The 25605-nt window shown below is 44.5% G+C and carries 22 protein-coding genes, 1 riboswitch and 1 other annotated feature; of the genes, 17 read left to right on the top strand and 5 right to left on the bottom strand.

Going from position 1 to position 25605, the window contains the following annotated elements:
• Positions 1-46: 46 nt before the first annotated feature.
• Positions 47-263 (top strand) — a binding site (T-box leader).
• 67 nt (positions 264-330) lie between these two features.
• Positions 331-1587, top strand: coding sequence for a tyrosine--tRNA ligase (gene tyrS / locus CVN76_RS22805; protein WP_100533160.1), 1257 nt, complete (start codon positions 331-333; stop codon positions 1585-1587).
• A gap of 234 nt (positions 1588-1821) precedes the next feature.
• On the opposite strand, the gene rpsD is transcribed toward tyrS, so the two are convergent.
• Complete coding sequence (gene rpsD / locus CVN76_RS22800; RefSeq protein WP_061142268.1) at positions 1822-2424, bottom strand: 30S ribosomal protein S4; 603 nt, start codon at positions 2422-2424, stop codon at positions 1822-1824.
• A gap of 506 nt (positions 2425-2930) precedes the next feature.
• On the opposite strand from rpsD, the gene CVN76_RS22790 reads away from it, so the two are divergent.
• Entirely contained in the window at positions 2931-4808 is a 1878-nt protein-coding gene (locus tag CVN76_RS22790; RefSeq protein WP_100533159.1) for a sensor domain-containing diguanylate cyclase, read from the top strand.
• 38 nt (positions 4809-4846) lie between these two features.
• Here the strand turns inward: CVN76_RS22790 and CVN76_RS22785 are convergent, their stop codons facing one another.
• Positions 4847-5326, bottom strand: a complete 480-nt coding sequence (locus tag CVN76_RS22785) for a GAF domain-containing protein (RefSeq protein WP_100533158.1) — start codon at positions 5324-5326, stop codon at positions 4847-4849.
• A gap of 155 nt (positions 5327-5481) precedes the next feature.
• On the opposite strand from CVN76_RS22785, the gene refZ reads away from it, so the two are divergent.
• Positions 5482-6126: a forespore capture DNA-binding protein RefZ gene (gene refZ, locus CVN76_RS22780; RefSeq protein ID WP_061142265.1), complete on the top strand. Its 645-nt coding sequence runs from the start codon at positions 5482-5484 to the stop codon at positions 6124-6126.
• Positions 6127-6128: 2 nt separating this feature from the next.
• On the opposite strand, the gene hisJ is transcribed toward refZ, so the two are convergent.
• Entirely contained in the window at positions 6129-6932 is an 804-nt protein-coding gene (gene hisJ / locus CVN76_RS22775) for a histidinol-phosphatase HisJ (protein ID WP_100533157.1), read from the bottom strand.
• Between the two features lie 168 nt (positions 6933-7100).
• Between hisJ and ezrA the strand changes: the two genes are divergently transcribed.
• From ezrA to rarD, 7 genes are all read left to right on the top strand, one after another.
• Positions 7101-8795: a septation ring formation regulator EzrA gene (gene ezrA, locus CVN76_RS22770; RefSeq protein WP_061142263.1), complete on the top strand. Its 1695-nt coding sequence runs from the start codon at positions 7101-7103 to the stop codon at positions 8793-8795.
• A gap of 210 nt (positions 8796-9005) precedes the next feature.
• Positions 9006-10154: a cysteine desulfurase family protein gene (locus tag CVN76_RS22765; protein WP_100533156.1), complete on the top strand. Its 1149-nt coding sequence runs from the start codon at positions 9006-9008 to the stop codon at positions 10152-10154.
• Positions 10151-11362 (top strand): tRNA uracil 4-sulfurtransferase ThiI, encoded by a 1212-nt coding sequence (gene thiI, locus CVN76_RS22760; RefSeq protein WP_061142261.1) that lies wholly within the window; start codon positions 10151-10153, stop codon positions 11360-11362. Before CVN76_RS22765 ends, thiI begins: the two co-directional genes overlap by 4 nt.
• Positions 11363-11444: 82 nt before the next feature.
• Positions 11445-11651 (top strand): alpha/beta-type small acid-soluble spore protein, encoded by a 207-nt coding sequence (locus CVN76_RS22755; protein ID WP_057911412.1) that lies wholly within the window; start codon positions 11445-11447, stop codon positions 11649-11651.
• Positions 11652-12185: 534 nt separating this feature from the next.
• A complete protein-coding gene (mbcS, locus tag CVN76_RS22750) occupies positions 12186-13769 on the top strand; it encodes an acyl-CoA synthetase MbcS (RefSeq protein WP_100533155.1) in 1584 nt (527 codons plus the stop codon).
• Positions 13770-13912: 143 nt separating this feature from the next.
• Entirely contained in the window at positions 13913-15544 is a 1632-nt protein-coding gene (locus CVN76_RS22745; RefSeq protein ID WP_100533154.1) for an amidohydrolase, read from the top strand.
• A 47-nt stretch (positions 15545-15591) separates the two neighbouring features.
• Positions 15592-16521, top strand: a complete 930-nt coding sequence (gene rarD / locus CVN76_RS22740; RefSeq protein WP_100533153.1) for an EamA family transporter RarD — start codon at positions 15592-15594, stop codon at positions 16519-16521.
• 59 nt (positions 16522-16580) lie between these two features.
• On the opposite strand, the gene CVN76_RS22735 is transcribed toward rarD, so the two are convergent.
• Entirely contained in the window at positions 16581-17411 is an 831-nt protein-coding gene (locus CVN76_RS22735) for a protein-glutamine gamma-glutamyltransferase (protein ID WP_100533152.1), read from the bottom strand.
• 227 nt (positions 17412-17638) lie between these two features.
• Positions 17639-17748: riboswitch (TPP riboswitch) on the top strand.
• A gap of 127 nt (positions 17749-17875) precedes the next feature.
• On the opposite strand from CVN76_RS22735, the gene CVN76_RS22730 reads away from it, so the two are divergent.
• From CVN76_RS22730 to CVN76_RS22710, 5 genes are read left to right on the top strand one after another with little or no spacing between them, the layout of a single operon-like run.
• On the top strand, positions 17876-18880 hold the full coding sequence (locus CVN76_RS22730) for an ABC transporter substrate-binding protein (RefSeq protein ID WP_100533151.1): 1005 nt from the start codon (positions 17876-17878) through the stop codon (positions 18878-18880).
• An 11-nt stretch (positions 18881-18891) separates the two neighbouring features.
• Positions 18892-19176 carry a thiamine-binding protein gene (locus CVN76_RS22725; protein ID WP_061142255.1) on the top strand — a complete coding sequence of 95 codons (285 nt, stop codon included), beginning with the start codon at positions 18892-18894 and terminating at the stop codon, positions 19174-19176.
• Positions 19173-19955 (top strand): ABC transporter permease, encoded by a 783-nt coding sequence (locus CVN76_RS22720; RefSeq protein WP_061142254.1) that lies wholly within the window; start codon positions 19173-19175, stop codon positions 19953-19955. The genes CVN76_RS22725 and CVN76_RS22720 overlap by 4 nt, the downstream gene beginning before the upstream one ends.
• Positions 19930-20682: an ABC transporter ATP-binding protein gene (locus tag CVN76_RS22715; RefSeq protein ID WP_100533150.1), complete on the top strand. Its 753-nt coding sequence runs from the start codon at positions 19930-19932 to the stop codon at positions 20680-20682. The genes CVN76_RS22720 and CVN76_RS22715 overlap by 26 nt, the downstream gene beginning before the upstream one ends.
• Positions 20683-20701: 19 nt before the next feature.
• Positions 20702-21472, top strand: coding sequence for a TatD family hydrolase (locus tag CVN76_RS22710; RefSeq protein ID WP_100533149.1), 771 nt, complete (start codon positions 20702-20704; stop codon positions 21470-21472).
• A 42-nt stretch (positions 21473-21514) separates the two neighbouring features.
• On the opposite strand, the gene CVN76_RS22705 is transcribed toward CVN76_RS22710, so the two are convergent.
• Complete coding sequence (locus CVN76_RS22705; RefSeq protein WP_232732428.1) at positions 21515-22318, bottom strand: NAD kinase; 804 nt, start codon at positions 22316-22318, stop codon at positions 21515-21517.
• A gap of 476 nt (positions 22319-22794) precedes the next feature.
• Here CVN76_RS22705 and CVN76_RS22695 point away from each other — a divergent pair, with 476 nt between their 5' ends.
• Positions 22795-24465, top strand: coding sequence for a sigma-54-dependent Fis family transcriptional regulator (locus tag CVN76_RS22695; RefSeq protein WP_198512627.1), 1671 nt, complete (start codon positions 22795-22797; stop codon positions 24463-24465).
• A gap of 155 nt (positions 24466-24620) precedes the next feature.
• The gene (locus CVN76_RS22690) at positions 24621-25595 is read left to right on the top strand and encodes a 2-keto-3-deoxygluconate permease (protein WP_064466009.1); all 975 of its coding nucleotides are present in this window, start codon (positions 24621-24623) and stop codon (positions 25593-25595) included.
• The last annotated feature ends 10 nt before the right edge of the window (positions 25596-25605 follow it).

Genomic DNA, 25605 nt, shown 5'->3' with positions numbered 1-25605 from the left:
AATCTTATGTATGATAAAAGTTTATTAACAACAATAAAAGAATGAATTGATCGCGATGATAGGACCCAGTAGTCAAACTATCCCTGTTTTAGAGAGCCGGTGGTTAGTGGAAATCGGTACAAATGGTTTGATGAATTACTTCCTGGAGCATTTGCTGTGAAATGATAGTAGCAGGGAACGGTTGACGACCGTTATTCGTTTTAGAGCGGAGGGCATAGTATGTCCTCAAGTTGGGTGGTACCGCGAATTTATTCGTCCCTTCATATTTATGAAGGGGCGTTTTTGTGTGCTTTTTGCGGAGGCTTTCTATAGATGGAGGAGGAATATTACATGGAATTGCTTAAAGACCTCGAATGGAGAGGGATTATTTATCAACAAACGGACGAAAAGGGCTTTAAAGACCTATTAGAAAAAGAGAAAATTTCTTTATACTGCGGTGTAGATCCGACTGCCGATAGTATGCACATCGGACATCTGCTGCCATTCTTGACATTGCGCCGTTTCCAGCAGCACGGCCATCGTCCTCTTGTGCTAGTTGGCGGCGCGACTGGACTTATCGGTGATCCGAGTGGTAAAAAGGAGGAACGCCAGCTGCAAACGCTGGAAAAAGTTCTTTATAATGCCGACTGCATCAAAGGGCAGCTATCACATATTTTTGAATTCGAGGGCGAAAATGGTGCAGTCATGGTCAATAACTATGACTGGTTGGGTAAAATCGATCTCGTCACCTTCTTGCGTGATTATGGGAAATACATTGGCATTAACTACATTTTGGCAAAGGATACAGTTGCTTCGCGCCTGGACACGGGGATTTCCTTTACTGAATTCACGTATACGCTTTTACAAGGAATTGATTTCGGGCATTTATACAGCAATTACAACTGTAAATTACAAATTGGCGGAAGTGACCAATGGGGCAATATTACGACAGGACTTGAAGTGATTCGGAAATCGAATGATGAGGAAGCAAAAGCATACGGTATGACGATTCCGCTCGTAACGAAAGCGGATGGTACGAAATTCGGTAAAACGGAAGGCGGAGCGATCTGGCTTGATCCGGAAAAGACAACCCCGTACGAGTTTTACCAGTTCTGGATCAATACAGCTGATGCCGATGTCGTGAAATACTTGAAATTCTTCACATTCCTATCTCGTGAAACGATTGAAGAGCTAGAGCAATCCGTACAGTCTGAACCGCATCTTCGCAAAGCGCAAAAAACGTTGGGCGAAGAGATGACCCGTTTGATTCATGGTCAAGAAACCCTTGATCAAGCAATCAAAATCTCTGCTGCGCTATTCAGCGGTGAGGTGAAGAATTTAACTGCAGCGGAAATCAAGCTGGGCTTTAAAGATGTCCCTAGCTTTGAACGTGAAAGCAAGGAAGATATCGGTCTGGTCGAGTTGATCGTCGAAGCGAAAATCTCCCCATCGAAGCGCCAAGCCCGTGAAGATATCCAAAACGGTGCCATCTCCATCAATGGAGAAAAAGTGACGGATCTGCAGTATGTCGTGACGGAAGCTGCCAAGATCGAGGGAGAGTTCATCCTCGTTCGCCGCGGCAAGAAGAAATATACATTAGTGAAATAAGTGTAGGGAAGCCCGGCTGAGTGACAGCCGGGCTTCACTGCGCAAGTGCAGAACGGTTGATTTCCGCTCCAATCAACCGCGCCGCATAGCTTGGTGGATGAACAATCTATGCGAAAAAACAGCCTATCTAAAAAACGTCCTCCATTCCAAGAGAACGAAAATTCAGGAGAACAAGAAAAAAACCCTAGAAACATTGAAATCAATGTTTCTAGGGTTTTTAAAGTTAACAAAGTATTAACGAGAGTAGAACTCAACGATAAGCGCTTCGTTAATTTCAGCAGGCAATTCAGAACGTTCTGGTAAACGAGTGAAAGTACCTTCTAATTTCTCAGCATCGAAAGTAAGGAAATCAGGTACGAAGTTAGTTGCTTCAACTGATTCTTTGATGATTGAGAAGTTGCGTGATTTTTCACGAACTGCGATTGTTTGTCCAAGGGACACTTTGTAAGAAGGGATGTCTACGCGACGTCCGTCTACAATGATGTGACCGTGGTTAACAAGTTGACGTGCTTGACGACGTGTACGAGCTAAACCAAGACGGTAAACTAGGTTGTCAAGACGTGATTCAAGAAGAACCATGAAGTTTTCACCATGAACACCTTTGATTTTGCCAGCACGGTCGAACATTGAACGGAATTGACGTTCAGTGATTCCGTACATGTGACGAAGTTTTTGTTTCTCTTGTAGTTGCATTCCGTATTCAGAAATTTTTCTACGTTGGTTAGGACCATGTTGTCCTGGAGCATAAGGGCGTTTTTCTAATTCTTTACCAGTACCTGTTAGGGAAATTCCTAAACGACGGGATAGTTTCCAGCTTGGGCCAGTATAACGAGCCATAGGATGACTCCTCCTTTAAATGTTTTTATTTTGGTAAAATAAAAACCGTGTGAATGGACGATCATGACCATTTTGTTTTCATGTACCTTCGCCCTAGCAGCAGAGAGTTACGAGATACACCTCTGTAAGGAGGAACAAAATGAGAACATAAAAGCTGTCACATAGGCTGCAATATTTTACACAAGGAGTATTGTATAATATTCTGCTCAATGAGTCAAGGGTATCGGCGATTAATTAAAGAAGCGGGAAAGTGAACCGAAGAAGGTGGAAAGACAAAATATTTAAAAAATACTATTATTAGGGAGGAATTTTTCATAGTGAGCGTTATAATGAAATAATGAGTATAAAACATAATTTCATGGGTGGTTTTCCCTTTTCATTGGGAGCCCTAATTATATGTTATTTGCATGGTCTGATCCCGGTTTCTTTGCATCGATTCAACTTTCGGATATGATGAAATCTCAGGTTCTCTCAAAAAAATAGGCTGTAATATAGGGATGATAAAGATGAAGAATAAAACAGCTCAGATATTAAATCAATTAAGGATGCTCTTCTTTCAACACATGCAAAATAGAAAAGATGAACTTCATGACGCGACGTTTTTGGAGACCTTTTTATTGGATACAAAAGAATTGCTGGAGATGGAAGAGGTCACGTTCTTTAAATTCGATGAGTGGAAACAGCAATTCTATAAAGAAGCCTCGACTGGAAGCCTTCACGACTATATCATGGAAGCCCCTGTTCAGGATTATATTCAATTATTATGGAGAGAACAAGTTGGTGATGGGGATGGAATGGTCCGCATGCAAGCGGGAGCCCTGGATATTCATGTCGCCATCCCCCTTTGGGATAACGGGAAGGTGATTGGCGTGACGGCATTTAAAGAACGGGAAGCCAGCGCTCTTTCCAGCCTGACGTTGGAGGAAGGCTCCATCTTTGCTAATGAATTCACGATCATCTTGAAAACCGCTTTATCCATTTCAAAGATATCGGACGATGAAAGGCGGTATAAACAACTTTTCAAGGTTACAGAAAAGTTCCATTCTTCCATGAGCAGGGATGCGGTATTGGGGGAGATCATCGCTACTTTACATACCGTGTATCCGACATTCGAGTATTTCCTGTTACTTTCGCATGATCATGACGGTCATGAAAACTTGCCGATCAAGGAACTCGAATATGATAGTGATAATGTGGCCGCTTTGCAAGCCTATGTATCGGGCAATATGGAATTCGAAGATCAGCCTTCCGAAAATCAATCCATTCTATATGCACCATTAAAGGGGAAACAGGGAGTCTATGGAGTGCTTCAGGTCATTGCTCCTAAAACCCTCACTTTCCCGAAGCAGGAAATCGAGTTCATATCATTGCTTGCCAATACGGCCGGGAGCGCCTTGGAGAACGCCCAGCTGTATCAACAATCCAAACGGCTTGTTGCGGACCTGCAGCTTATAAATGAGATATCCCGCCATTTGAATTCCAATCTGCGCCTGGATGAAACGATGGAATATATGAAGCGGCAGATCATCACATCCTTTCATGCGGAACAAGTTGGCTTTTTGACGCTTGATCTGGATGACGCGGGGGCAATCCTCTCTGGCAGCTCGGATTTTTTTGATTCAGGGGAAGCGGGTCTTTATGTCTCATTCCTGATCGATAGGCTCGGGAGTGAGAAGGAATCGCTTTTCATCGGTGATCTAAGGGTGCATCTCCCGGATGCAGAGATACGGTATCGTTCCCTGATGGCCGTCCCGATGATGGAAGGGGATGAAATCAAGGGCTTCGCCGTCATCCTCCATACGGAGGCCTATTTCTTTTCGTTCGAAATGTTCAAGTTGCTGCAATCCCTCATCCATCACTCCAGCATGGCGATGGCCAATTCGATTCTGCGGGAAGAACTTGAAAAAATGGTCATTACCGATCATCTGACACAGCTGTATTCCAGGGGATTCCTTGATGAAAAAATGTCTAGATCAATGGAAAAGGATGAAGGGGGAGCATTCATCATGATCGATATCGATAACTTCAAAAGTATAAATGATACATACGGTCATCAGGTTGGCGATGAAATTTTGATCAAAGTGGCGAACCTTCTCCTGCATAATATTCGTGATCATGATATAGGGGCAAGGTGGGGCGGGGAAGAGCTTGCTATCTACTTGCCATGTGAATCTTTGGAAACGGGCATTCTAATTGCCGAACGGCTGAAGGATAAAGTGAGGGATATTTCCGATCCAGGTGTGACGATCTCGGCAGGCGTGTCCCATTGGGGGAAAGGGTGTCAGGATAGTGTCAATGAAATCGTCAAAAGGGCCGATGAGGCGTTATATAGCGCGAAGAATTCAGGCAAGGACCGGGTGCATGTGCATGGAGTCCTGCAATGAAAAAAGGGAGCAGCTTGCATGAGCCGCTCCCTTTCATGTTATAAATGCTTGGAAAGAATCTCAGCGAACTTCTCGAGTCCCTGCTGATCAATTTCGTCAAATCTGTTCGTGATCGGGCTGTCGATATCGAGCACACCAATCAAATTGCCTTCCTGCATGAGAGGAATGACAATTTCAGATCGCGATGCTGCATCACAGGCAATATGTCCAGGGAATTGATGGACGTCCTCGATGCGCAAGGTTTTTGCAGTGGCCGCGGATGTTCCGCATACGCCCCTGCCCATTGGGATGCGGACACATGCCGGAAGCCCTTGGAATGGTCCTAATATCAATTGGCCTTCTTCGTATAGATAGAAGCCGACCCAATTGATCTCATCTAGAAACTGATTCAGTAAAGCCGCCGCATTGCTTAAATTGGCAATCCGGTTCGTTTCATCTTCAATTAAGGCGGAAAGTTGTTTTTGGACCAGTTCATAGTTTTTTTCTTTTTTTCCTTGATACATTTCGACATTAAACAAAAGCGTTCACCTGTCTTCCGCATATTTTTACAGCACATTCTAGCCATGTTGCTTGATTGTTGGGAAATTGTCGAGAACTAACTAAAGGATTCAGCTTCATTCGTGCAGAAATTAGTCCACAAGACTTGTCTCAAAGAAAGCGAGGGATTGCCTGAATGAATCGCCAAACGCCAACGAAACAAGCCATTGTCGAAGCTGCCCTGCATTTATTTCATTTGAAAGGTTACCATGCGACTTCAATCCGGGATATTGCCAATAAAGCGAAAGTGAACGCTGCAAATATTGCCTACTATTTCAAAAATAAGCAGGGGCTGCTGGAATTCTGTTTCACTTCTTATTTAGAAGACTATATCCTGGTCCTTGAGACGAACATGACCCTTCTTGACCTTAAAGGACCGCAGCAATGCTTGCTGAACCTGGTGAAGGGCATTCTCGCCTTCCAGAGGGAAAACTTCTTGGCTGCACGGTTCATATATGGGGAATCCTCACTCGATTCCAATTTAAACCGGGAAATTCATTCGACTTATTTTACAAAAGAAAAGTCTTATTTTCAATATATTTTGGAACAGGGAATCAAGAACAGGAGCTTCCACTCGGTTTCAATCCCGATGTATTTGCTGCAGCTGAAGGGCCTGCTTACGGCGCCTGTCCTGCATACCCATTATGCGATGGATGTGCTTCATGTGTTTCCGCAGGAAGCCTATTACACGAATATTTATGCGAATGAAGTGGGACGGTTCCTTCAGGATACCCTTTTCATTGCAAAGGACCTCGAGCCACAGTTGGCGGGGCGGGCCTGAAGTTACCCATTGAACTCGGAAATCAATGCCTGGTAGCCCTGCCCCAAATCTTGGGCCTGATGGGCATCGGATCCATAAACGAGCGGAATGCCGAGAGCCATGGCGCGTCTGGCAAACCGTTCCGGCGGATACGGTTCGCCGCATAGCGGTTTAACAAGCCCGGCGCCATTATAATCCAATTGGTAGTTTTCTTTCTTGATCAAATCCAGCACCCTGTATACACGCTCGTCAAAATTCAATGCGGATGGATAGCGCTGCTGGAATTTATGGACCAGGGTGATATGTCCGATCCGTTTCGGCTTATATATGCCTAAATCAGCTTCAATCGATTTTTCTAATGTATCATAGTATTTGGCATATAGCGCTTCGACGGATCCTAGTGTTTTAGCGATCTGACCAAACTCATCTGCACTGAAATCGATGCAGTGCCAATTCTCGTGATTCTTGATGAAGTGGACGGAAAGTATGCTATCGTCCAGGAACTCCCCGATTTCATCGAGGAATTCCTTTGTTGCTTTCTCATGGCCCTCGATAAAGTCGACTTCCAGTCCGATTTTGATCAAGATTTTGTCTTTATGGCGTTCCTTCAACACGCGGAGCTCCTGAAGGTAATCGAGGAGCAGGGCAGCGTCCATGCCACTGTCTTTTTCAGGTGTCGGGTCTTGGAAATCCCTAGGTAAGGGTGCGTGCTCCGTAAATGTGATTTCCTTTAATCCCAGCTCGATTCCCCGCGTAATATATTCATCGAAAGTATCCGTAGAGCCGTGAGGGCAAAACGGAGTATGCACGTGACTATCAGCTTTCAAGGCCATTCCCTCCCAAAAAACAGGTATTTGTAGCAATTTTCTACAAAAAAATCATTTTTCTCATCAAAAATTATTGCTAACATGGTATCATAAAAGCATTAAATTTAACATTTTAAAAATTGATATATAATAGAGCAAGACTGTAAGGACTAGAACAGGGGGCCTAGCATGGAGTACATACTTGGGGTAATTGTATTAATTTTGATTTTCATCATTTGGGGTTATTTTTTCAAAAAGAGATATTTTAAAGAAATCGATCGACTGGAAACCTGGAAAATAAGCATCATGCACCGCCCCGTGCTGGAAGAGCTTTCTAAAGTCAAACAATTGAACATGACTGGTGAAACGGAGGAGATGTTCGAAAACTGGCGTATCGAATGGGACGCGATCATTACGGACCATATGCCGAAAGTCGAAGAGCTTTTATTCGATGCAGAGGAGTTTGTCGATAAGTACCGGTTCAGCCGTTCGAAAGAGGTACAGCACAAAATTACCGTCATGCTGAATGAAATTGAAGAAATGATCAAAAAGATCTTATATGAATTGAATGAACTCGTAGGCAGTGAAGAGAAAAATCGCTTGGAAATCGAGGATATTAAAGAATCCTACCGCCAACTGAAGAAATCATTGCTTGCACATAGACACAATTATGGGAAAGCGGCGGATAAGCTGGAAGGCTCCCTTGATGAAGTATTGCAGGTCCTGCAAAAGTATGAAGAAGAAACGGAAAACGGGAACTACTTGAATGCGAGGGAGCTTGTTCTTTCGATAAAGGATAAGCTTTCTGTCCTGGCCGTCAAAATGGAGATGCTTCCAAAGTTATTGGTTGACAGCCAATCCGAGCTGCACGCCCAAATCAATGAATTAAAGGATGGGTATGAGGAGATGTCGGGACAGGGTTACCTGTTGAGCCATATCCATTTTCAGCAGGAAATATCAAGGCTTGAGGAGGAACTGGCGCTTTATAAAACGCAATTGGAAAATGCCGAAACGGAAACGGTCGAAAAAGGCATCAAAGATATGCATGAAAGCATCGATGTACTGTATGACCTTCTGGAAAAAGAGGTGCTCTCCAAACAGTATATCTTGAAAAATGATGAAGTCCTCAGGAAAACGATAAGTGACCTTGAATATGAAAATGATAAACTTAAAGTCGAAACGATACATGTCCAGCACACCTATCATCTGACTGAAAATGAGCTCGATGCACAGCGGAAAATGGAAAAGCAGATTGCCCAGATTTCGAAACGCCATCAATTGCTTGTTTTGAAAATGGAGGATAATGTGATGGCAAGCTCTTTAATCAGTGAAGAGATGCAGGGGCTTTCAGCACAGCTGAAAGAACTACAGGAGAATCAGAAAGACTTTACCGTTAAATTACAGGCGTTGCGGAAAGATGAAATGGACGCGAGGGATTCATTGGCTGAACTGAAGCGCAAACTGGTCGATACGGGCCGTTTAATTTCCAAAAGCAATATCCCTGGGCTGCCTGAAGAATATAAAGCTGTGCTCCAGGATGCCAAGGAAAGCATCGAGGACGTTCAAAATAAACTGGAAGAAAAGCCTCTTGATATGGCCGCTGTGTATATTTATTTAGAAAAAGCGGTTCAACAGGTGCATAAGGTCTACGAAAAGGCACATGAATTGATCGAGCATATGTATTTGGCCGAAAAGGTAATTCAATTCGGAAACCGTTATCGGAGCAGTCATGATACGGTTGCCGACAGCCTTAGGGAAGCAGAGGCGAAATTCCGCAGCTATGAATATCAAGCTGCATTGGAAACGGCAGCCACGGCGATTGAAAAGGTCGACCCCGGCAGCTTACGGAAAATTGGGGCGAATATCGAAGAAGTCCTATCTTAAAACCCGCCATGGCGGGTTTTTTTATTTGGGACACGATCGGCTATGGCTATGGCAGATTATCCACTTATTGCGTGTTCTTTCAAACCAGGACCATTGATTTACATTCTCTTTCAAATTCAATTATGTTAATATTAGTAGTTGCAACAGCAACGATTAAAATTATATGTAAAAGAATGACCATCATAGATACAAAACATGGAAGGTGAACCCATGATTTATTTTGACAATAGTGCAACAACCAAACCATATCCGGAAGTGATCGAATCATTCATGAAGATATCTTCTGATTATTTCGGCAATCCATCCTCGCTGCACGGGCTTGGGGTCCAAGCCGAAAAACTTCTGGCGGCAGCACGAAAGCAGGTTGCTGATTTATTGAAGGTAAAAGGCTCGGAAATATATTTCACTTCCGGGGGGACGGAAGGGAATAATCTCGCCATTAAAGGTGCAGCCCAATCTCAGATGAAACGGGGCAAACACATCATCACGACGGCAATTGAGCATCCATCTGTCGAAGATGCGTGTCAATCATTGACGAAATCGGGCTTTGAAATCACGATTCTACCTGTTAACGAATACGGGCAGATTGAAATGAATGACCTTAAAGGTGCATTGAGGGACGATACCATATTGGTTTCCGTCATGCATGTCAATAATGAGGTAGGCTCGATACAACCGATTGCTGAAATAGGGAATTGGCTTAGGCAGTACCCGCACGTGCTTTTTCATGTCGATAACGTGCAGGGAGCAGGCAAGGTTCCTTTATCATTACGCGAAGCCCATGTTGATTTATGCACCTTTTCCGGTCACAAAATCCACGGCTTGAAGGGGACCGGCTTCCTTTACGTTCGTGACGGCGTTCGGATAGACCCGCTGTTTCACGGGGGCAACCAAGAAACGCAAATCAGGAGCGGCACCGAAAATGTCGCGGGGATTGTCGCCCTTTCCAAAGCTTTTCGTATTAGTATGAACAATCAATTGCTGTATCATGATAAGCTTGAACAAATTAAAAACTACTTATACAAAGGGTTATCGGACATGGAAGGGGTGCTGGTCAACAGCCCTTCGGAGGGCGCGCCCCATATATTGAATTTTTCCGTACCGCTGCTTAAATCAGAGGTATTGTTGCACGCTCTCGAATCGGATGGAATCTTTGTTTCGACGACGAGTGCCTGTTCTTCGAAAAAAAGGACGGTTAGCAAAACGGTGGATGCAATGTTCCATGACCAAGCTCGTTCCGAGAGCGTCCTCCGTATCAGCACTACTTATGGAAATGAGCTGGATGAAGCCAAGCAAGTTCTGGCGGCGATACAGAAAATTGTCGCTAATTTAGAAAAAATAATGAGGGTTGCGAAATGAAATTTGATCATATAATTATCCGCTATGGAGAAATCTCCACGAAAAAAAGAAACCGTAAAGGCTTTGTAGATAAAATGAAGGCACATATCCGCTGGAGTTTAAAGGATATCGAAGGTGTTGTGCTTACGGCAAACCGAGAGCGGATGTACGTCCTTCTGAACGGGGTGGACCATAAGCCTGTCATCGAACGGTTAAAAGGCATTTTTGGCATCCAGTCTTTAAGTCCAGCGATAAAAATCGAGCGTGACCTGGAAGTGATGAAAACGGCAGCGCTGTATTACCTTAATCAAACTTCTGAAGAGGTCAGCACATTCAAAATCACGACGAAACGTGCCGACAAGGATTTCCCCTATAACACCGATGAGATTAACAGGGCGCTTGGCGGGCATTTGCTTCGAAATACGGAAGATGTCAAAGTGGATGTGAAGAATCCAGATTTGAACCTGCTGGTTGAAGTGAGACGTGAGGCTGTATATATGACGGGTGAAATCATCCAAGGCGCCGGAGGGCTTCCCTTCGGTTCGAGCGGGAAGGCGATGCTGATGCTTTCAGGCGGAATCGATAGCCCTGTTGCCGGATTCCTTTCAATGAAACGCGGGTTGGATGTCGAAGCGATCCATTTTTACAGTCCGCCTTTCACAAGTGAACGGTCCAAGCAAAAGGTCATTGACCTGGCTGGCAAGCTTGCTGAAATAAATGGAAGCATGAAAGTGCATATCGTGCCATTCACGGAAATTCAATTACTGATTCAAAAACAGATTCCGGAAAACTACTCGATGACCACAACTCGCCGCTTGATGATGCGGGTCGCCGATAAAATCCGTGAAAAAGAGGAAGCCATGGCACTTATCACCGGCGAAAGCCTAGGCCAGGTGGCGAGCCAGACGATGAGCAGCATGTTCGCCATCAATGAAGTGACGAATACACCGATTTTGCGTCCGCTTATCACAATGGATAAAACCGAGATCATCAAAATTGCCAGGGAGCTCGATACGTTTGAAATATCCAATCTCCCCTATGAAGATTGCTGTACAGTATTCACGCCGGCAAGTCCAAAAACGAAACCGAAACGTGAAAAGGTCAATTACTATGAAAGCTTCGTTGACTTCGACTCCTTGATTGAAAAAGCGGTCTCCGAAACCGAAATCTTGACCATCAAACCGGGGCAGACATTCGATAATAAAGAAGCCATGGAAGACTTATTTTAATATCCTGTAATTACCAATAAAATAGTGCGAATGAAGCCATGTGTTTTAACACACTCTATAATCACAAGGAGGTGAAAAACACATGGCAAACAACAACAGCTCAAACGAATTATTGGTACCTGGAGTGGAACAAGCTCTAGAACAAATGAAATATGAAATCGCTTCTGAATTCGGCGTACAACTTGGTGCAGACACAACTGCTCGCGCTAACGGATCAGTAGGTGGAGAAATTACAAAACGCCTTGTTCAAATGGCTGAACAACAATTAGGCGGAGGGTACAAAAGATAATTTCATAAAAATGGCTACAGAGAGCGGGTTCTGAACCCGCTCTCTTCTGTTTGTCTCCAATTCGTGTGCTGCCGAAAAAATCGAGAGGTAGGCCGAAATAATGAGGTGAACGGCCGAAAAAAGCGGGAGGTAGGCCGAAAAAATGTGGTGAACGGCCGAAAAAATCGAGAGGTAGGCCGAATAAATGGCGTGAACGGCCGAAAAAGTGGTGGTAGGCCGAAATAACGTGGTGAACGGCCGAAAAAAGCGGGAGGTAGGCCGAATTAAAGTGGTGAACGGCCGAAAAAAGCGAGAGGTAGGCCGAAAAAATGTGGTGAACGGCCGAAATAATGGCATGAACGGCCGAAAAAAGCGAGTGTTAAGCCAAATTAGTGTCGTGAACGGCCGAAAAAAATGAGTGTTAGGCAGATACAGGATAAAGAGAACGGGTATCGAACCTGATCTCTTTTTTATTTGTAAAAATACATGGATATGTAGGAGCAGTATCTTGTATAATGAGTAGGTACTAAGAGTTCATAATTGGAGGGGAAGAAAATGAAACGTGAAGATTTATTAGCTCCGGAACAGTACAACTTAGTGAGTGAGATGGAACGTTTTGCAAAAAAACCAGAAAAAGTTGCTGTTCTTTGGGAGAACGAAGCCGGAGAAAAAAAACAACTTACATATGAAAAATTAATTAAACGTGCAAATAGAATCGGAAATGCCTTCAAGAAGGAAGGGCTGGGAAAAGGAGATACCGTCCTGATCATCATTCCTCGCTTGGTAGAGGCTTACCAGGTGTATTTAGCCGCATTGAAAATAGGCATGATCGTCATCCCTTGCTCGGAGATGCTGCGTGCAAAGGACTTGGAGTATCGGATTGGCCACGGTGATGTCAAAGGGATAATCAGTTATCATGAATATACTTCTGAACTGAATGAGGTCGATGGTGCGGCTGGCCTTCTGAAATTCTCAATCGGTAAGCCGGTGGAAAGTTGGCTGGATTTGGATGAGCTTGCCGCTGCCGAATCGGATCAGCTGGAAATGGTTGCGACGAAGAGTGAGGATATGGCCTTCTTATCTTACACTTCCGGAACGACAGGAAATCCTAAAGGGGTCGTCCATACACATGGCTGGGCTTATGCCCATCTGAAAACATCAGCTGCAAACTGGCTCGGAATCAGTGAAGGGGATGTCGTTTGGGCCACGGCCGGTCCAGGTTGGCAAAAGTGGATTTGGAGTCCTTTCCTGGCGGTTCTGGGTACGGGAGCGACAGGTCTGGCCTATCATGGGAAATTCGAGGCGAAGAAATACCTTCAGCTGCTACAGGATTACAAGGTGAATGCGTTATGCTGCACACCGACCGAGTACCGTCTGATGGCCAAGGTGGATAATCTTGATGATTATGATCTTTCACACCTTCATAGCGCAGTATCGGCTGGTGAGCCCCTCAACCAAAAAGTATTCGAGGTCTTCAAAAATCATTTTCATATTGAAGTCCGGGATGGATATGGACAAACCGAAAATACCTTGTTGGTGGGTGTTACAAAAGGGATGGAGATCAAGCTGGGCTCCATGGGCAAACCGACTCCGGGAAACCATGTGGAAATCATTGATGATTCCGGCAACCCTTGTTCTCCGGGCGTAGTCGGGGACATTGCCGTGCATGTCGATACACCTGCACTCTTTAAAGAATATTTTAAAGATCCCGAGCGTACCTCGAAGCAATTTCGTGGTGACTATTATATTACCGGCGATCAGGCGAAAAAGGATGAAGAAGGTTATTTCTGGTTTGAAGGGCGTGCCGATGATATCATCATCAGCTCTGGATATACCATCGGGCCATTTGAAGTGGAAGATGCACTTGTCAAGCATCCGTATGTGAAAGAGTGTGCCGTTGTAGCCAGTCCTGATGAAATGAGGGGTCATGTGGTCAAGGCGTATGTCGTCTTGATGGATGATATCGACCCGCTTGGCGAGGACCTGGTCAAAACACTCCAAACACATGTAAAAGAATCGACGGCCCCATATAAATATCCAAGGAAAATCGAGTTTCTTGATGAGCTTCCGAAAACGACCTCCGGTAAAATCAAACGGGTTGATTTACGGAAAAGGGAAGAAGGAATCCTGAATAACTAATCGTGAGCATTGGTCAGCCATCCGGCTGACTTTTTTTCTATGGACGGGATGGCATGGAATCTTACCTATGGGAATCTGTGGAATGAGATGGTACACTTACTGCATATCCGTAAGAAACATTTAATAAGGAGTGTAAAGCCGGTATGGGAACGTTATGGTTCAATGGGTCCATTTATACGATGATTAAAGAAGGAGATCGGGTGGAGGCTCTTTTCAGTGAAAAGGGCGTGATAGTCGACACGGGCAGTCTTGCTTATATAAGACAGGCGTATGCCGGCAATATTTCCAGGGAAATCGACTTAAAAGGACAAACGATGCTTCCGGGGTTGGTGGACAGCCACCTTCATTTGGTCGGGCATGGCGAGCGCCTGCTTCGTCTAGACCTTTCCTTGATGGAAGCCCGGGATGCCATTCTGAGCGCCCTCAAGGAAAAGTGCGCCGTCACACCCGCAGGAAAGTGGATTGTCGCTGAAGGATGGAATGAAAATGAATGGACTGATCCTGACTTGATTTTACGGGATGAGCTTGATGCGATATCGACGGAGCATCCCATCGTCTTGAAAAGAATCTGCCGCCATGCCTTGGTGGTCAATTCCAGTGCCCTCTTGGCAGCGGATATCAAGGAGGAGGCAGAAGAACCGGCAGGCGGTGTGATATGCCGATATCCCGATGGGCGATTAAATGGTCTATTCAAGGAAAGTCAGGCACAGAACTTGATTTTAGACAGCCTTCCCGGCATTGACCAGGACTATATCGAAGCTGCGCTTTCAGAGGCGATACAAGATGCGCATAAGCTTGGACTGACGGGAGGCCATACGGAGGACCTCCATTATTACAATGGCTTCGTTCCGACTTACGAGGCGTTTAAATCGGTCATCGAGGATAAGGGGATGGCCTTTCGAGCCAATTTGCTCGTACATCATGAGGCCCTTGAAGATATGCTGGCAGCAGGAGGCCGTTATCAAGAGGGAACGCAATATATCAAGTTCGATAGCATGAAAATATTCACCGATGGCTCCTTAGGGGGGCATACAGCCTTGCTGAGCGAGCCGTATGCAGATCAAAGCGGTACGAATGGCGTAGCGATATTCACGGAAGCAGAGCTTCGCCATTGGGTGCAAAAAGCAAGGCAGGCAGACATGCCGATTGCGGCCCATGCCATTGGCGATCTTGCGTTTGAATATGTATTGAATGCCATTGAAGCTCTGCCTCCGAAAGACGGACTGCATGATCGGCTCATACATGCCCAGATCGTCCGGCCGGAGCTGCTGGAGCGGGCAGTCAAACTGCCGGTGATCTTTGATATCCAGCCCGGTTTCGTACCGTCCGATTTTCCTTGGGTGGAAGAAAAGGTTCCGGCAAAGCTATTGGCATCCTCATACGCCTGGAAAACCTATTTGAATATGGGAATCACTTGTGCGGGCGGTTCAGATGCACCGATCGAGCCATTGAATCCAATCTTGGGGATCCATGCAGCTGTCACGAGAGCGAAAATCGATAGTGATGATGCGGGATATGGCTTGGCTGAAAGGCTTACCGTTTTTGAGGCATTTTCTCTATATACGAAAGGGAGTGCCGCGGCAATTGGCCAGGAAAAGCGGCGCGGTATGATCTTCAAAGGGTATGATGCCGACTTTACCGTATTTGATTTGGATGTCTTTGCAGTGAAGCCTGATGATCTCCTAACAGCTCAAGCGGTCATGACGGTCATTGATGACAGGATCATGTATGATGAAAATAACAGTTGCAAAACGAGTCATCGGAATGCAGAATAGGTAGATGGTTTTAAAAGATCAAGGAATGAATGGAAAGAAGGCAGGTTATGAAAGTGAATGAACAAAAAGAAGGGGCGATCTATGCCGCTCTTTCTTATATGATGTGGGGAATTGTTCCGGTGTACTGGAAATTCCTCCAGGGGGTCGGTGCAACAGAGATACTGGCGCAAAGGGTATTATGGTCTTTCGTCTTCATGCTGGTGTTATTGCTGTTCATGAAAAAATGGCAAGCGTTTCTTGACTATGTCAAGAATATAGTTCGTAACCCGAAACTCTTTATGGCTTTACTTACAGCGTCACTGCTCGTTACAGCTAACTGGGGAGTGTTCATCTGGGCCGTTAACTCCGGCCGGATTCTCGACACCAGCCTTGGCTATTATATCAATCCGCTAGTCAGCGTCCTCTTGGGCGTGATCGTCTTAAAGGAAAAATTGAGCGGAGCGCAAATCATGTCGTTCGCGCTTGCCGGAATCGGTGTTTTGATCCTTGGGATTCATTTTGGCACCATTCCCTGGGTCTCCCTTGTCTTGGCGATGACCTTTGGATTGTACGGATTGGCGAAAAAAATGATCAAGGCCGAATCGGCGATCGGGCTGACGCTAGAAACGATGATGGTGACGCCCCTCGCCCTTGGTTACCTGATATACTTATCGGCCCAGGCAGACATGAAATTCTTTACAGCTGGGAGCACAGGCTTGCTGTTGGTTGGCGGCGGGATCGTCACGGCGCTACCTCTTTTATACTTTGCAAAAGGAGCAGAAAAGATCCCGCTTTCGATGCTTGGCATTTTTCAATATATCGCTCCGACCTTATCTTTACTGATCGGTGTATTCGTCTATCATGAAAGTTTTACCAAAGCACATCTTTTAGCCTTTTTGTTCATATGGTCTGCTTTGGCCGTTTATACACTTTCCATCACGAAATGGGGGCAGGCAAGCGCCCGCAGGTTCAAAGAAAAGAGGAATATGGGTGCATGAATGAAAAAGATGCTTGGCGGAGCTTTTCCTCCAAGCATTTTTTTATGCAGGGCCATGCATCAGGATAGGTGAAACGTCGAACCTATTTCAGAAACGATCAAATCAGGGAGGCTGTTGAGACGGGGTATCTGTTCTTTCCGGATGGGATAGGGTTGGACTGTGTCAAAATAATAGGAACTGTCAAGGCTGACGATATGGTCTGTCAGGTAGGCCGATATGGTTGCATTCGATTTTCTATTATCGTTTAACTCATCAATGATTCCTTTAGAATTGGTAATGCCGATCCCGTGGCCAAAAAAGAGATTTTTCCCTAATAATATCGCATTTTCCCCTTGCCATTCAGGCTTTTTTTCATCATGTTCCGGGTTTTTGAAATACACGCAGTCCCCTGGTAAATAATCGGTGCCGCGGTGAACGAGCAGGATCATATTCGTTGGGGGATGCCAGTCATATAGAACGAGGTCTGAAAAAAGATAGTCAAACTTCCGCGGGCCGATTACATCCATGATCCCCATTAAGAACGTGACGACTATTGCTGTCCCGCATTCGAAAGCATATAGCGTTCCATTTTGGAAAATATCTGCAATGGCAACATGGGGAGGAATTCCTGGCTGAAGGGTGAAGGTGCCATCCTTTGCAAGGTGCCAATATCGTTGATTTGTTTCCGATTCATCGAGTGTAGCAAATTCAGCACCGCTTTTATCTAATGAAATGGCTGCCTCCATGACTCGAAGCCTCAATTGAATGTCGAAATTAAGTTCCTCCAAGTTCCGGTATTCAAAAACGGTCGCATATCCCGCCAGCAATTGTAGCAGTTCCAGCGCCTTGGCAGAGGGTATTCCTGGCTGGAGTTGACTGATATCTAACCATTTGTGATTAATCTTGATCATGATCATATCCACCTTTTGCTTATGAGTTATGAATCTGGTACATGGAAATGTCTGCAGGTCATGGTCATTATATGATTATCCGCATGGAAGTGATTATGTGAAGGAGGAAAAGTGCCGGTAATGAAGCATGTTTCGGATGGCAGATGTAGGAGATTTTTTAACGGAAGCAAATTAGTTTTCCCTTTTCCCGATGAATTGATATAATGATAGAGAAAAGTCCATATGTGCGAGAAATGTAGGGGAGCCAGTAATGCTGGCTGAGATTGCATCCTTTAGATGCTGACTCTTAGAACCTGATCTGGATGGTGCCAGCGGAGGGAACATATTATGACAGATTTTCCGTTTTGTATGTTAACGTCCGAATTCATCTTCGGGCGTTTTTTGTTTTATGATTGGCAAAATGCACCTGGCGCCCTTAATATTCCTGCATGTGGATCTTATACGATGAGTAGGAGGATACCCGCTTGAATAAATTTTTGCCATTGCTGACTTCGTTGTTCCTTTTAGCTGGATGTGGCGCCGGCGGAACGAACGAAAAAGATGAAGCAACAAAAAAGGAAGATAATGAAGGATTGAAAAAAGTGTCGGTCGTTCTCGATTGGACACCGAATACAAACCATACAGGATTGTATGTAGCCAAGGAAAAGGGGTATTTTAAAGAACAAGGATTGGATGTCGATATCATCATGCCAGGTGAAGCCGGTGCGGATAAGCTGGTGGCCTCCGGGAAATCCGAATTTGGCGTAAGCTACCAGGAAGGCATTACCCAGGCCCGCGTCCAAGGTGTGCCGATCGTTTCACTGGCTGCAGTCATCCAGCATAATACCTCTGGATTCGCATCTCCAGCGGATAAAAACATTAAATCCCCTAAGGATTTTGAAGGGAAAACATATGGTGGCTGGGGGTCACCGGTAGAAAAGGCCATCATGGATTCGCTCATGAAAAAAGAAAATGCGGATGTAAATAAAGTCGATATCGTCAATACAGGGGATGCTGATTTTTTCACTTCAGTTAAAAGGGATGTAGACTTCGCCTGGATTTATTATGGATGGACAGGTGTCGAGGCCGAGCTGAGAAATGAAAAGCTGAATATGATTTACTTGACTGATTACTCGGATAAGCTCGATTACTATACGCCTGTTCTGACAACGAACGAAAAGCTGATCAAAGAAGATCCAGACACGGTTAAGGCATTCGTTCATGCAGCTTCTGAAGGGTATCAGTTTGCGATTGATGATCCCGATGCGGCAGCGGACATTTTAATGAAGGCCGCTCCGGACCTGGATGCCAAACTAGTGAGGAAGAGCCAGGCGTGGCTTGCGGATAAATATCAGGATGATGCTCCGCGCTGGGGTGAACAAAAGCTTGATATATGGAAGAATTACAGTGATTGGATGAGAGAAAATAAGCTTCTTGAAGGTGATTTTAAACCTGAAGAGGCGTTTACCAACGAATTTTTACCTAATTAGGAGGAAAAAAAATGGCCAGTTCTTTAATCAGTATACAAATTATTCCTAAAGGTGAAAATGTCATTCCTTTAGTCGATGAAGCAATCAAGATCATAGATGAATCAGGTGTCAAATACGAGGTTCACCCCCTGGAAACAACCATGGAGGGCGAGCTTTCCCAGCTATTTGCGGTGATAGAAAAAATGAATCAAAGAATGATTGAACTAGGTTCGCCGAATGTCATTTCCCAAGTCAAAATATTATATCAGCCGAGCGGGATCACGATGGATACGTTGACGGAGAAGTATCGGGCATGATCGGAAGAAGGATTTGGAAGAAGGGGGCTCCCTTCTTTCTTTTAGTATTGCTGCTGATCGCATGGGAGTCAGCGACAGCGATATTGAAAATCGAAAAATGGCTGCTTCCTGCTCCATCTGCCATTTTCATTGAAGGAATCGAGTCTTTTCATAATCTATTGGGACACCTATTATCAACGACCGAGCTTGCGATATCCGGTTTTTTAATTGGAAGCTGTATCGGCTTATTGATTGCTGCGGCCTTACATCTGTTTTCAGGTGTGAAAGATGCCGTCTATCCCTTGCTCATTTTGTCACAGAATATTCCCATCATCGTGCTGGCACCGCTTTTAGTGATCTGGTTTGGCTTTGGGATGCTGCCTAAGCTCATCGTCATTTCCCTTGTATGCTTTTTTCCGGTTGCCGTTGCCTCATTGGATGGCCTGCGCCAGACACCGTATGAACTCAAGCATTATTTTAAGATGATGGGAGCGGGAAACAGACAGTTGTTTTGGAAGCTCGAACTTCCCCACTCGATTCCGTCCATTTTCTCCGGCCTCAAAATCTCGGCGACCTATAGTGTAATGGGTGCAGTCATTTCGGAGTGGCTCGGGGCGAAATCCGGGATTGGCGTATATATGACACTCGCCTCCTCGGCGTTCAGGACCGATCGGGTGTTTGTAGCCATTTTCATCATTATGGGAATGAGCCTGCTCTTTTTTGGAATCATCACCCTACTGGAGAGGTACCTTGTTTCATGGAAGCGGAAGGAGGATGAAAAGCATGCATCTGGAAATTAAAGACGTTTCCTATTCCTTTGATGGTAAACAGAATATTTTAGAGAAGCTGAATGTTCATGTGGGTGAAGGGGAATTCGTCACGATCCTTGGACCATCCGGCAGTGGAAAAAGTACATTGTTTCACTTGACCGGCGGCATTTTGAAGCCGGACCATGGCGACATTTTACTCGACGGAAAGAAAATAAATGGCTTAAAAGGCCATATAAGCTATATGCCCCAACAGCCCTCGCTATTACCTTGGAGAACGGTTATGGAAAATGTCCTGCTAGGAAGTGAACTTGCCGGGATTAAAGACAAAAAAAGAGCCAAGGCCTTGTTGATCAAAGCAGGGTTGGGAGAGTATGAACAAGCATATCCGCACGAATTATCCGGCGGCATGAAGCAAAGGGCCGCATTTATCCGAAGCATCTTGAGCCCTCAGGATTTAATGTGCCTTGACGAACCCTTTTCCGCTTTGGATGAACTGACTAGGGTGCAGATGCAAAAATGGCTGATGTCATTTTGGGAGGAATATCGGCGGTCGGTGCTTTTCGTTACACATAGCATCGATGAAGCGGTGTTCCTTTCCGATAGGATATACGTGTTATCATCCAAACCGGCATCTGTCATCAAGGAGGTTGTCGTTCCATTTCCAAGGCCAAGGAGGGAAGAACAGCTTCTCAGTGATGAATTCTTTCAGTTGAAACGGGAATTATATGCCGCACTGAAGCCAACCTTCACTACATAAGCCAAGGAGGGTATGATGCATGAAAATCATCGACAGCCATATCCATTTTGATCAATATGATGGAAGGGTGCAGGAGCAAATACTCGCGGATATGGAAATGGTGCAGGTGGAGTCACTGCTGACGGTTTCCATGGATTTGGAATCTTCCATCATAAATGACCAGCTATCACGCAAAGATTCACGAATTAAGCCAGCCTTTGGGTTTCACCCCGAACAGCCCCTTCCTAGTGAACAGGAAATGAATGAATTGTTGAATTGGATGCAGGCACATCAGCACAATATGGTGGCTGTAGGGGAGATTGGGCTTCCCTTTTACTTAAGACAGGAAAATCCCGCTATCGAGTTGGCAGGATACATAAAGATATTGGATAGGCTTCTTGCTTTTGCAAAAGAAATCGATAAACCGGTAATCCTTCATGCCGTATATGAGGATGCTCCCATCGTATGCGACCTATTGGAGAAGCACGATATCAGAAAGGCACATTTCCATTGGTTTAAAGGCGATGGCCAAACGATCGCTAGGATGATCCGAAATGGATACCGCATTTCCATCACCCCCGACGTTTGCTATGAAAGAGAAATAAAGGATTTAGTGTCTCTATATCCGCTTGAGCTGATGATGGTTGAAACGGATGGACCATGGGAGTTCGAAGGCGAATTCAAGGGGAAAGCGACACATCCTGGCATGATCCATGAGGGTGTGCGTCACATCGCTTCGATCAAAGGCTTGCCGGTCGACCAAGTGTATGAAACCCTTTATCGAAACACCAAGGATTTTTATGAAATATAAAAAGGTGCCAGAGATAATATCTGGCACCTTTTTCAAGGTTTTTTAGAGAAAGGTCCTTTTTACCTTTTCCCAAAAAGAGTTATCCTTTAGTTTGACGGTTTTGATCACTTTGCCGCTTAAGCGGACCTTTACCCTTCCGACATGGCTGATACTCAAGGCTTCATTATCAAGTCCGACGATCGGATAGCTTGGACCATTTTGTTCAAGTTGAACAGTCAAGGTTCTATCGCTGCTTAGTATAAATGAAGACCCGAGGGTCCGATACGTATTATTATTGATGGAAGCGAGCTCGCTCACCTGAAAACAAGGGAGGAGCGGATCCACGACGGCGCCATTCACCGACTTATTGTAGGCGGTGCTTCCGGTAGGGGTCGCAATGATGATTCCATCCCCGCGGAAGGTTTCGAAATGAATTTGATCGATAAAAATATCCATGATGAACGTCTTCGTAATCGAAGTCCGGATACTCAGTTCATTTAGGGCATAAAATGGAGGCTGTTCGTCCAATTGAATCTCGATCGTTGGATATTTACGAACCTCGATTTGCTCTCTTGTCATCGCATCAATCATTTTGTCTGTATCTTCTAGATGGAAATCGCAGTACATATTCAAATTTCCGGTAGTGGAAATGCCGGCATATAAACAATCGTCCCTGAAGCCGGTTTTACGTACCGCCTGTAAAAAGGTACCGTCATCACCAATGCTCACGATAATGTTAGCTTTTGTGAAATCTTGGACGACCTCATAGTCGTTCTGGTTGGCCAACTCCGCAAGATGTTCGACCTTGTTTTGCATTTCTGAACTTGATGCATGGAAAAAATAAATATTTCTTCGAGTGTTCATCATGATCCCCCTAATAATAATAGTAATGAAAGGGCTTTCTATATTCTCTATATTAGGAAGCGATGAAGCCAATATGGGCCTTCGTCCGTCCATTTTAGAGAATGGTGTGCTGCACTTATACATAGTAGTTTATCATGGAATGAAACATTTTAGTATGTTGGTGCACTTTTCATTCATTTACTCGTGTGTTTGGAGCGTTTACGTGGGAGTTCACCGTTTTACCCATGAAATGGTTCTGGAATGGTTATTTTCGGGAGCCATTACTCGTGAAATGAGTGCTTCATTATTGACCGCAGCCGTAACCGCCAAACCCATACGGGACAATGAGCACAGTGATGTTAGCTTGAATAAAAGAAGTGGGAGGAGAAAAATGGTATAATAATTCTCTATTCACCCGATTCTACAGGGGGCTTCAATCCCTTCGATAGGATGGGTGCTTATTAATAGAGTACGGATATTCAAGAAAGTAGGTTATGTATATGAAAGTGCATATCATTGCCCCATATGAATCGATGCTGCCCATTATAAAAGCGTGTCTGCCTTTGTATCCGGATATGGAAATCGGCTATTCGGTGGGTGACTTGGAAAAAGGTGTGGAACTTGCGAAATTGGAGGAGAAAAACGGAGCGGATGCCATTATCAGCAGGGGCGGTACAGCCAAGCTCATTAAGAAATCCGTCCATATCCCGGTTATCGACATGCACCTTTCAGGATATGACATGATTCGTTCCTTGACGCTTGCCAGTGAGCTGAAAGATAAAACCGCCATAGTTGGATTTTCAAATATAACTTCAGGTGCCCAGTCCATTATCGATTTACTGGAGCTTCCCTTACAGGTATATACAGTTCGCGAATCTGAAGAAGTGGTGCCTCTCATATTAAAGCTGAAGAATGAGGGGTATAAACAAATCGTTGGTGATGTAATTACCATTAATGCGACCATTTCTTACGGCATGAAGGGTTTCCTGATTCAATCGGGGCGGGAATCGATCTTAAGGGCCGTTAATGATGCGAAACAGATGATTTCCTTCCTTCATTACAAAAATGATATGAATGGGATGCTTGAAAGGCTTTTGGTCAAAGAAGTCCAAAATATCGTCATTTTTAATGAGGAAAATCAAGTGGTCTATGAGCATTTAACCGATTTTGATGCTAATCCGTTGAATGCTGGCCAATACCAGAGCTTGAATACAGAACTTACCGAGAATAAGCAGGTTGTTCATGCCCATTTCTCCCTTGACGGAAAGAGTATAGATGTAGAAGGTTTTTGGCATCATGGTTTGAAAGCATCGTATAGGATGTACATTATAACGGCCAGTTCCGTGAAACGGTTGGAACTGAAAGGGGTGGAGAGCAAGGCAGCTTCTTTCCCGGAGCCGATTGCTATGGACGCAGCTTTTGTAAATACTGTGGCCTCTCTCTACAAGAACCATGAAATCATCCATTTAAAAGGAAGTCGTGGGACGGGTAAAGAGTTTCTTGTCAATTATATACATAATGAACTAGCGAATAATGGGATGCTATGTACCATTGATTTCGAGGAGTTCAAAGAAAGCGCACTTAACGAGCTGCCTTTAGATGACATTCGAACCGTTTTCCTGAAGAATATCAATCGCATAAAGGAGTTTGACCCATTAAACGAATTTTTGTACACTTGTTGCAAAAATGGGGTATCGATATTTATCGGGTCAAATGAACAAATTAGCGAAGCAATTGCTGCACGTCTGGAAATAAACACGATTCATCTGCCGGATTTATCACACCGTAAGGAGGATATCGAAAAATTAACGAAATTTTTCTTATCCCATTATCATCAAACGTATGGAACGACGGCAATGAATATTAAAAGTGAGGCTTTGGCCCTTTTGGAAGATTACTCGTATCCGAATAATATTGACGACTTGAAACGGTTTATAAAGCAAATAGCCTTGAATGAAAAAGAGTATGTGATTCAAAAAGAAACCATTGAAAAAGTGTTGGAAGATGATGGTCTTTCAACTGATATCCTCGTATCGCAAAAAGCGACACTGAAACAGATGGAGAAATACATCATTCAGCGGACCCTTAAGGAAGAAGACTATAATCAAACGAAAACGGCTGAGCGATTGGGCATTAACCGAGCAACATTATGGCGCAAACTTAAAGAATGACTTTAAGTTTGTTTTTTTTTATCTAATGTGTTGCATTTTTAAACTATTTAACTATCTTATTGTTATTAAATATAAAAAGTGTTGCTTTAATTAACATGATATTTTAATATAAATATTGAAAGCGCTTTAATAAATAAAGCAAAGGGGTTTTTATTATGAGAATTAAAGCAACGCTAGATCGAATCCCAGGCGGGATGATGGTTGTTCCACTATTGTTGGCGGCGACCATCAATACATTATTTCCTGATTTACTAAGGATTGGCGGTTTTACCGAAGCATTGTTCGTGAACAGCTCCAGTGCTTTAATCGCCTTATTTCTCTTGATTGCGGGAACACAAATCAATCTTCGCACTGCAGGCACTTCGGTTAAAAAGGGTGTTACACTTTTAACATATAAGTGGGTATTGGGAGCATTGGTCGGACTTCTTGGGTTTTGGCTGGCCGATAGCAACGGATTGTTTTTGGGAATGGCACCACTGGCCATCATTGCAGCAATGACGAATTCGAATGGCGGACTTTATATTGCACTGGCCGGTCAGTACGGGAAAGAAGAAGATAAAGCAGCCTATCCATTCCTAGCATTAAGTGACGGTCCGTTCCTGACAATGGTAGCGCTGTCCATCTTTGGGACAATGGGCTTCGCAAACGGAATGTTCTCTCCAACCTCATTCATAGCCGTATTGCTTCCGCTTATAGTCGGGGTGGTATTGGGTAATTTAGATTCCGAGATGAAGGATTTCCTTTCTAAGGGCAGTGATAAACTTGTACCATTCTTTGCTTTCTCGTTAGGGATGGGGATTAATTTCACAGCGATCATCCAAGGGGGATTAAGTGGCGTATTACTTGGTGTGATCACCGTCGTGCTAACTGGTGGAGGCGGATATCTAATCTTCAAATGGATTGGATGGAATCCGATTGTCGGTGCTTCCGAAGGTTCTACAGCGGGTAATGCGGTCGGTACTCCTGTTGCCATCGTGGCAGCCAATGCCTCATTTGGTGTCCATGCCGAGCTTGCGACCGTACAAATTGCAGCGAGTGTCGTTACGACAGCCATCCTTCTCCCGATCTTCATCGGCTTCCTATCCAAGCATTTGGATAAAAAGGGTGGAGTGGCGAAATACAACGAGTAGAGGGGATTAA

It is taken from the genome of Bacillus sp. mrc49, assembly GCF_002803435.1.
The sequence above is the reverse complement of the archived record's forward strand: the minus strand, read 5'-3'. Positions and strand labels throughout refer to the sequence as shown.

Excerpts from the sequence above, each read along its gene's own strand:
- tyrS (WP_100533160.1), top strand. The coding sequence starts at position 331 with ATGGAATTGCTTAAAGACCTCGAATGGAGAGGGATTATTTATCAACAA.
- rpsD (WP_061142268.1), bottom strand. The coding sequence starts at position 2,424 with ATGGCTCGTTATACTGGCCCAAGCTGGAAACTATCCCGTCGTTTAGGA.
- CVN76_RS22790 (WP_100533159.1), top strand. The coding sequence starts at position 2,931 with ATGAAGAATAAAACAGCTCAGATATTAAATCAATTAAGGATGCTCTTC.
- refZ (WP_061142265.1), top strand. The coding sequence starts at position 5,482 with ATGAATCGCCAAACGCCAACGAAACAAGCCATTGTCGAAGCTGCCCTG.
- ezrA (WP_061142263.1), top strand. The coding sequence starts at position 7,101 with ATGGAGTACATACTTGGGGTAATTGTATTAATTTTGATTTTCATCATT.
- CVN76_RS22765 (WP_100533156.1), top strand. The coding sequence starts at position 9,006 with ATGATTTATTTTGACAATAGTGCAACAACCAAACCATATCCGGAAGTG.
- thiI (WP_061142261.1), top strand. The coding sequence starts at position 10,151 with ATGAAATTTGATCATATAATTATCCGCTATGGAGAAATCTCCACGAAA.
- CVN76_RS22755 (WP_057911412.1), top strand. The coding sequence starts at position 11,445 with ATGGCAAACAACAACAGCTCAAACGAATTATTGGTACCTGGAGTGGAA.
- mbcS (WP_100533155.1), top strand. The coding sequence starts at position 12,186 with ATGAAACGTGAAGATTTATTAGCTCCGGAACAGTACAACTTAGTGAGT.
- CVN76_RS22745 (WP_100533154.1), top strand. The coding sequence starts at position 13,913 with ATGGGAACGTTATGGTTCAATGGGTCCATTTATACGATGATTAAAGAA.
- rarD (WP_100533153.1), top strand. The coding sequence starts at position 15,592 with ATGAAAGTGAATGAACAAAAAGAAGGGGCGATCTATGCCGCTCTTTCT.
- CVN76_RS22735 (WP_100533152.1), bottom strand. The coding sequence starts at position 17,411 with ATGATCAAGATTAATCACAAATGGTTAGATATCAGTCAACTCCAGCCA.
- CVN76_RS22725 (WP_061142255.1), top strand. The coding sequence starts at position 18,892 with ATGGCCAGTTCTTTAATCAGTATACAAATTATTCCTAAAGGTGAAAAT.
- CVN76_RS22720 (WP_061142254.1), top strand. The coding sequence starts at position 19,173 with ATGATCGGAAGAAGGATTTGGAAGAAGGGGGCTCCCTTCTTTCTTTTA.
- CVN76_RS22715 (WP_100533150.1), top strand. The coding sequence starts at position 19,930 with ATGAAAAGCATGCATCTGGAAATTAAAGACGTTTCCTATTCCTTTGAT.
- CVN76_RS22710 (WP_100533149.1), top strand. The coding sequence starts at position 20,702 with ATGAAAATCATCGACAGCCATATCCATTTTGATCAATATGATGGAAGG.
- CVN76_RS22705 (WP_232732428.1), bottom strand. The coding sequence starts at position 22,318 with ATGATGAACACTCGAAGAAATATTTATTTTTTCCATGCATCAAGTTCA.
- CVN76_RS22695 (WP_198512627.1), top strand. The coding sequence starts at position 22,795 with ATGAAAGTGCATATCATTGCCCCATATGAATCGATGCTGCCCATTATA.
- CVN76_RS22690 (WP_064466009.1), top strand. The coding sequence starts at position 24,621 with ATGAGAATTAAAGCAACGCTAGATCGAATCCCAGGCGGGATGATGGTT.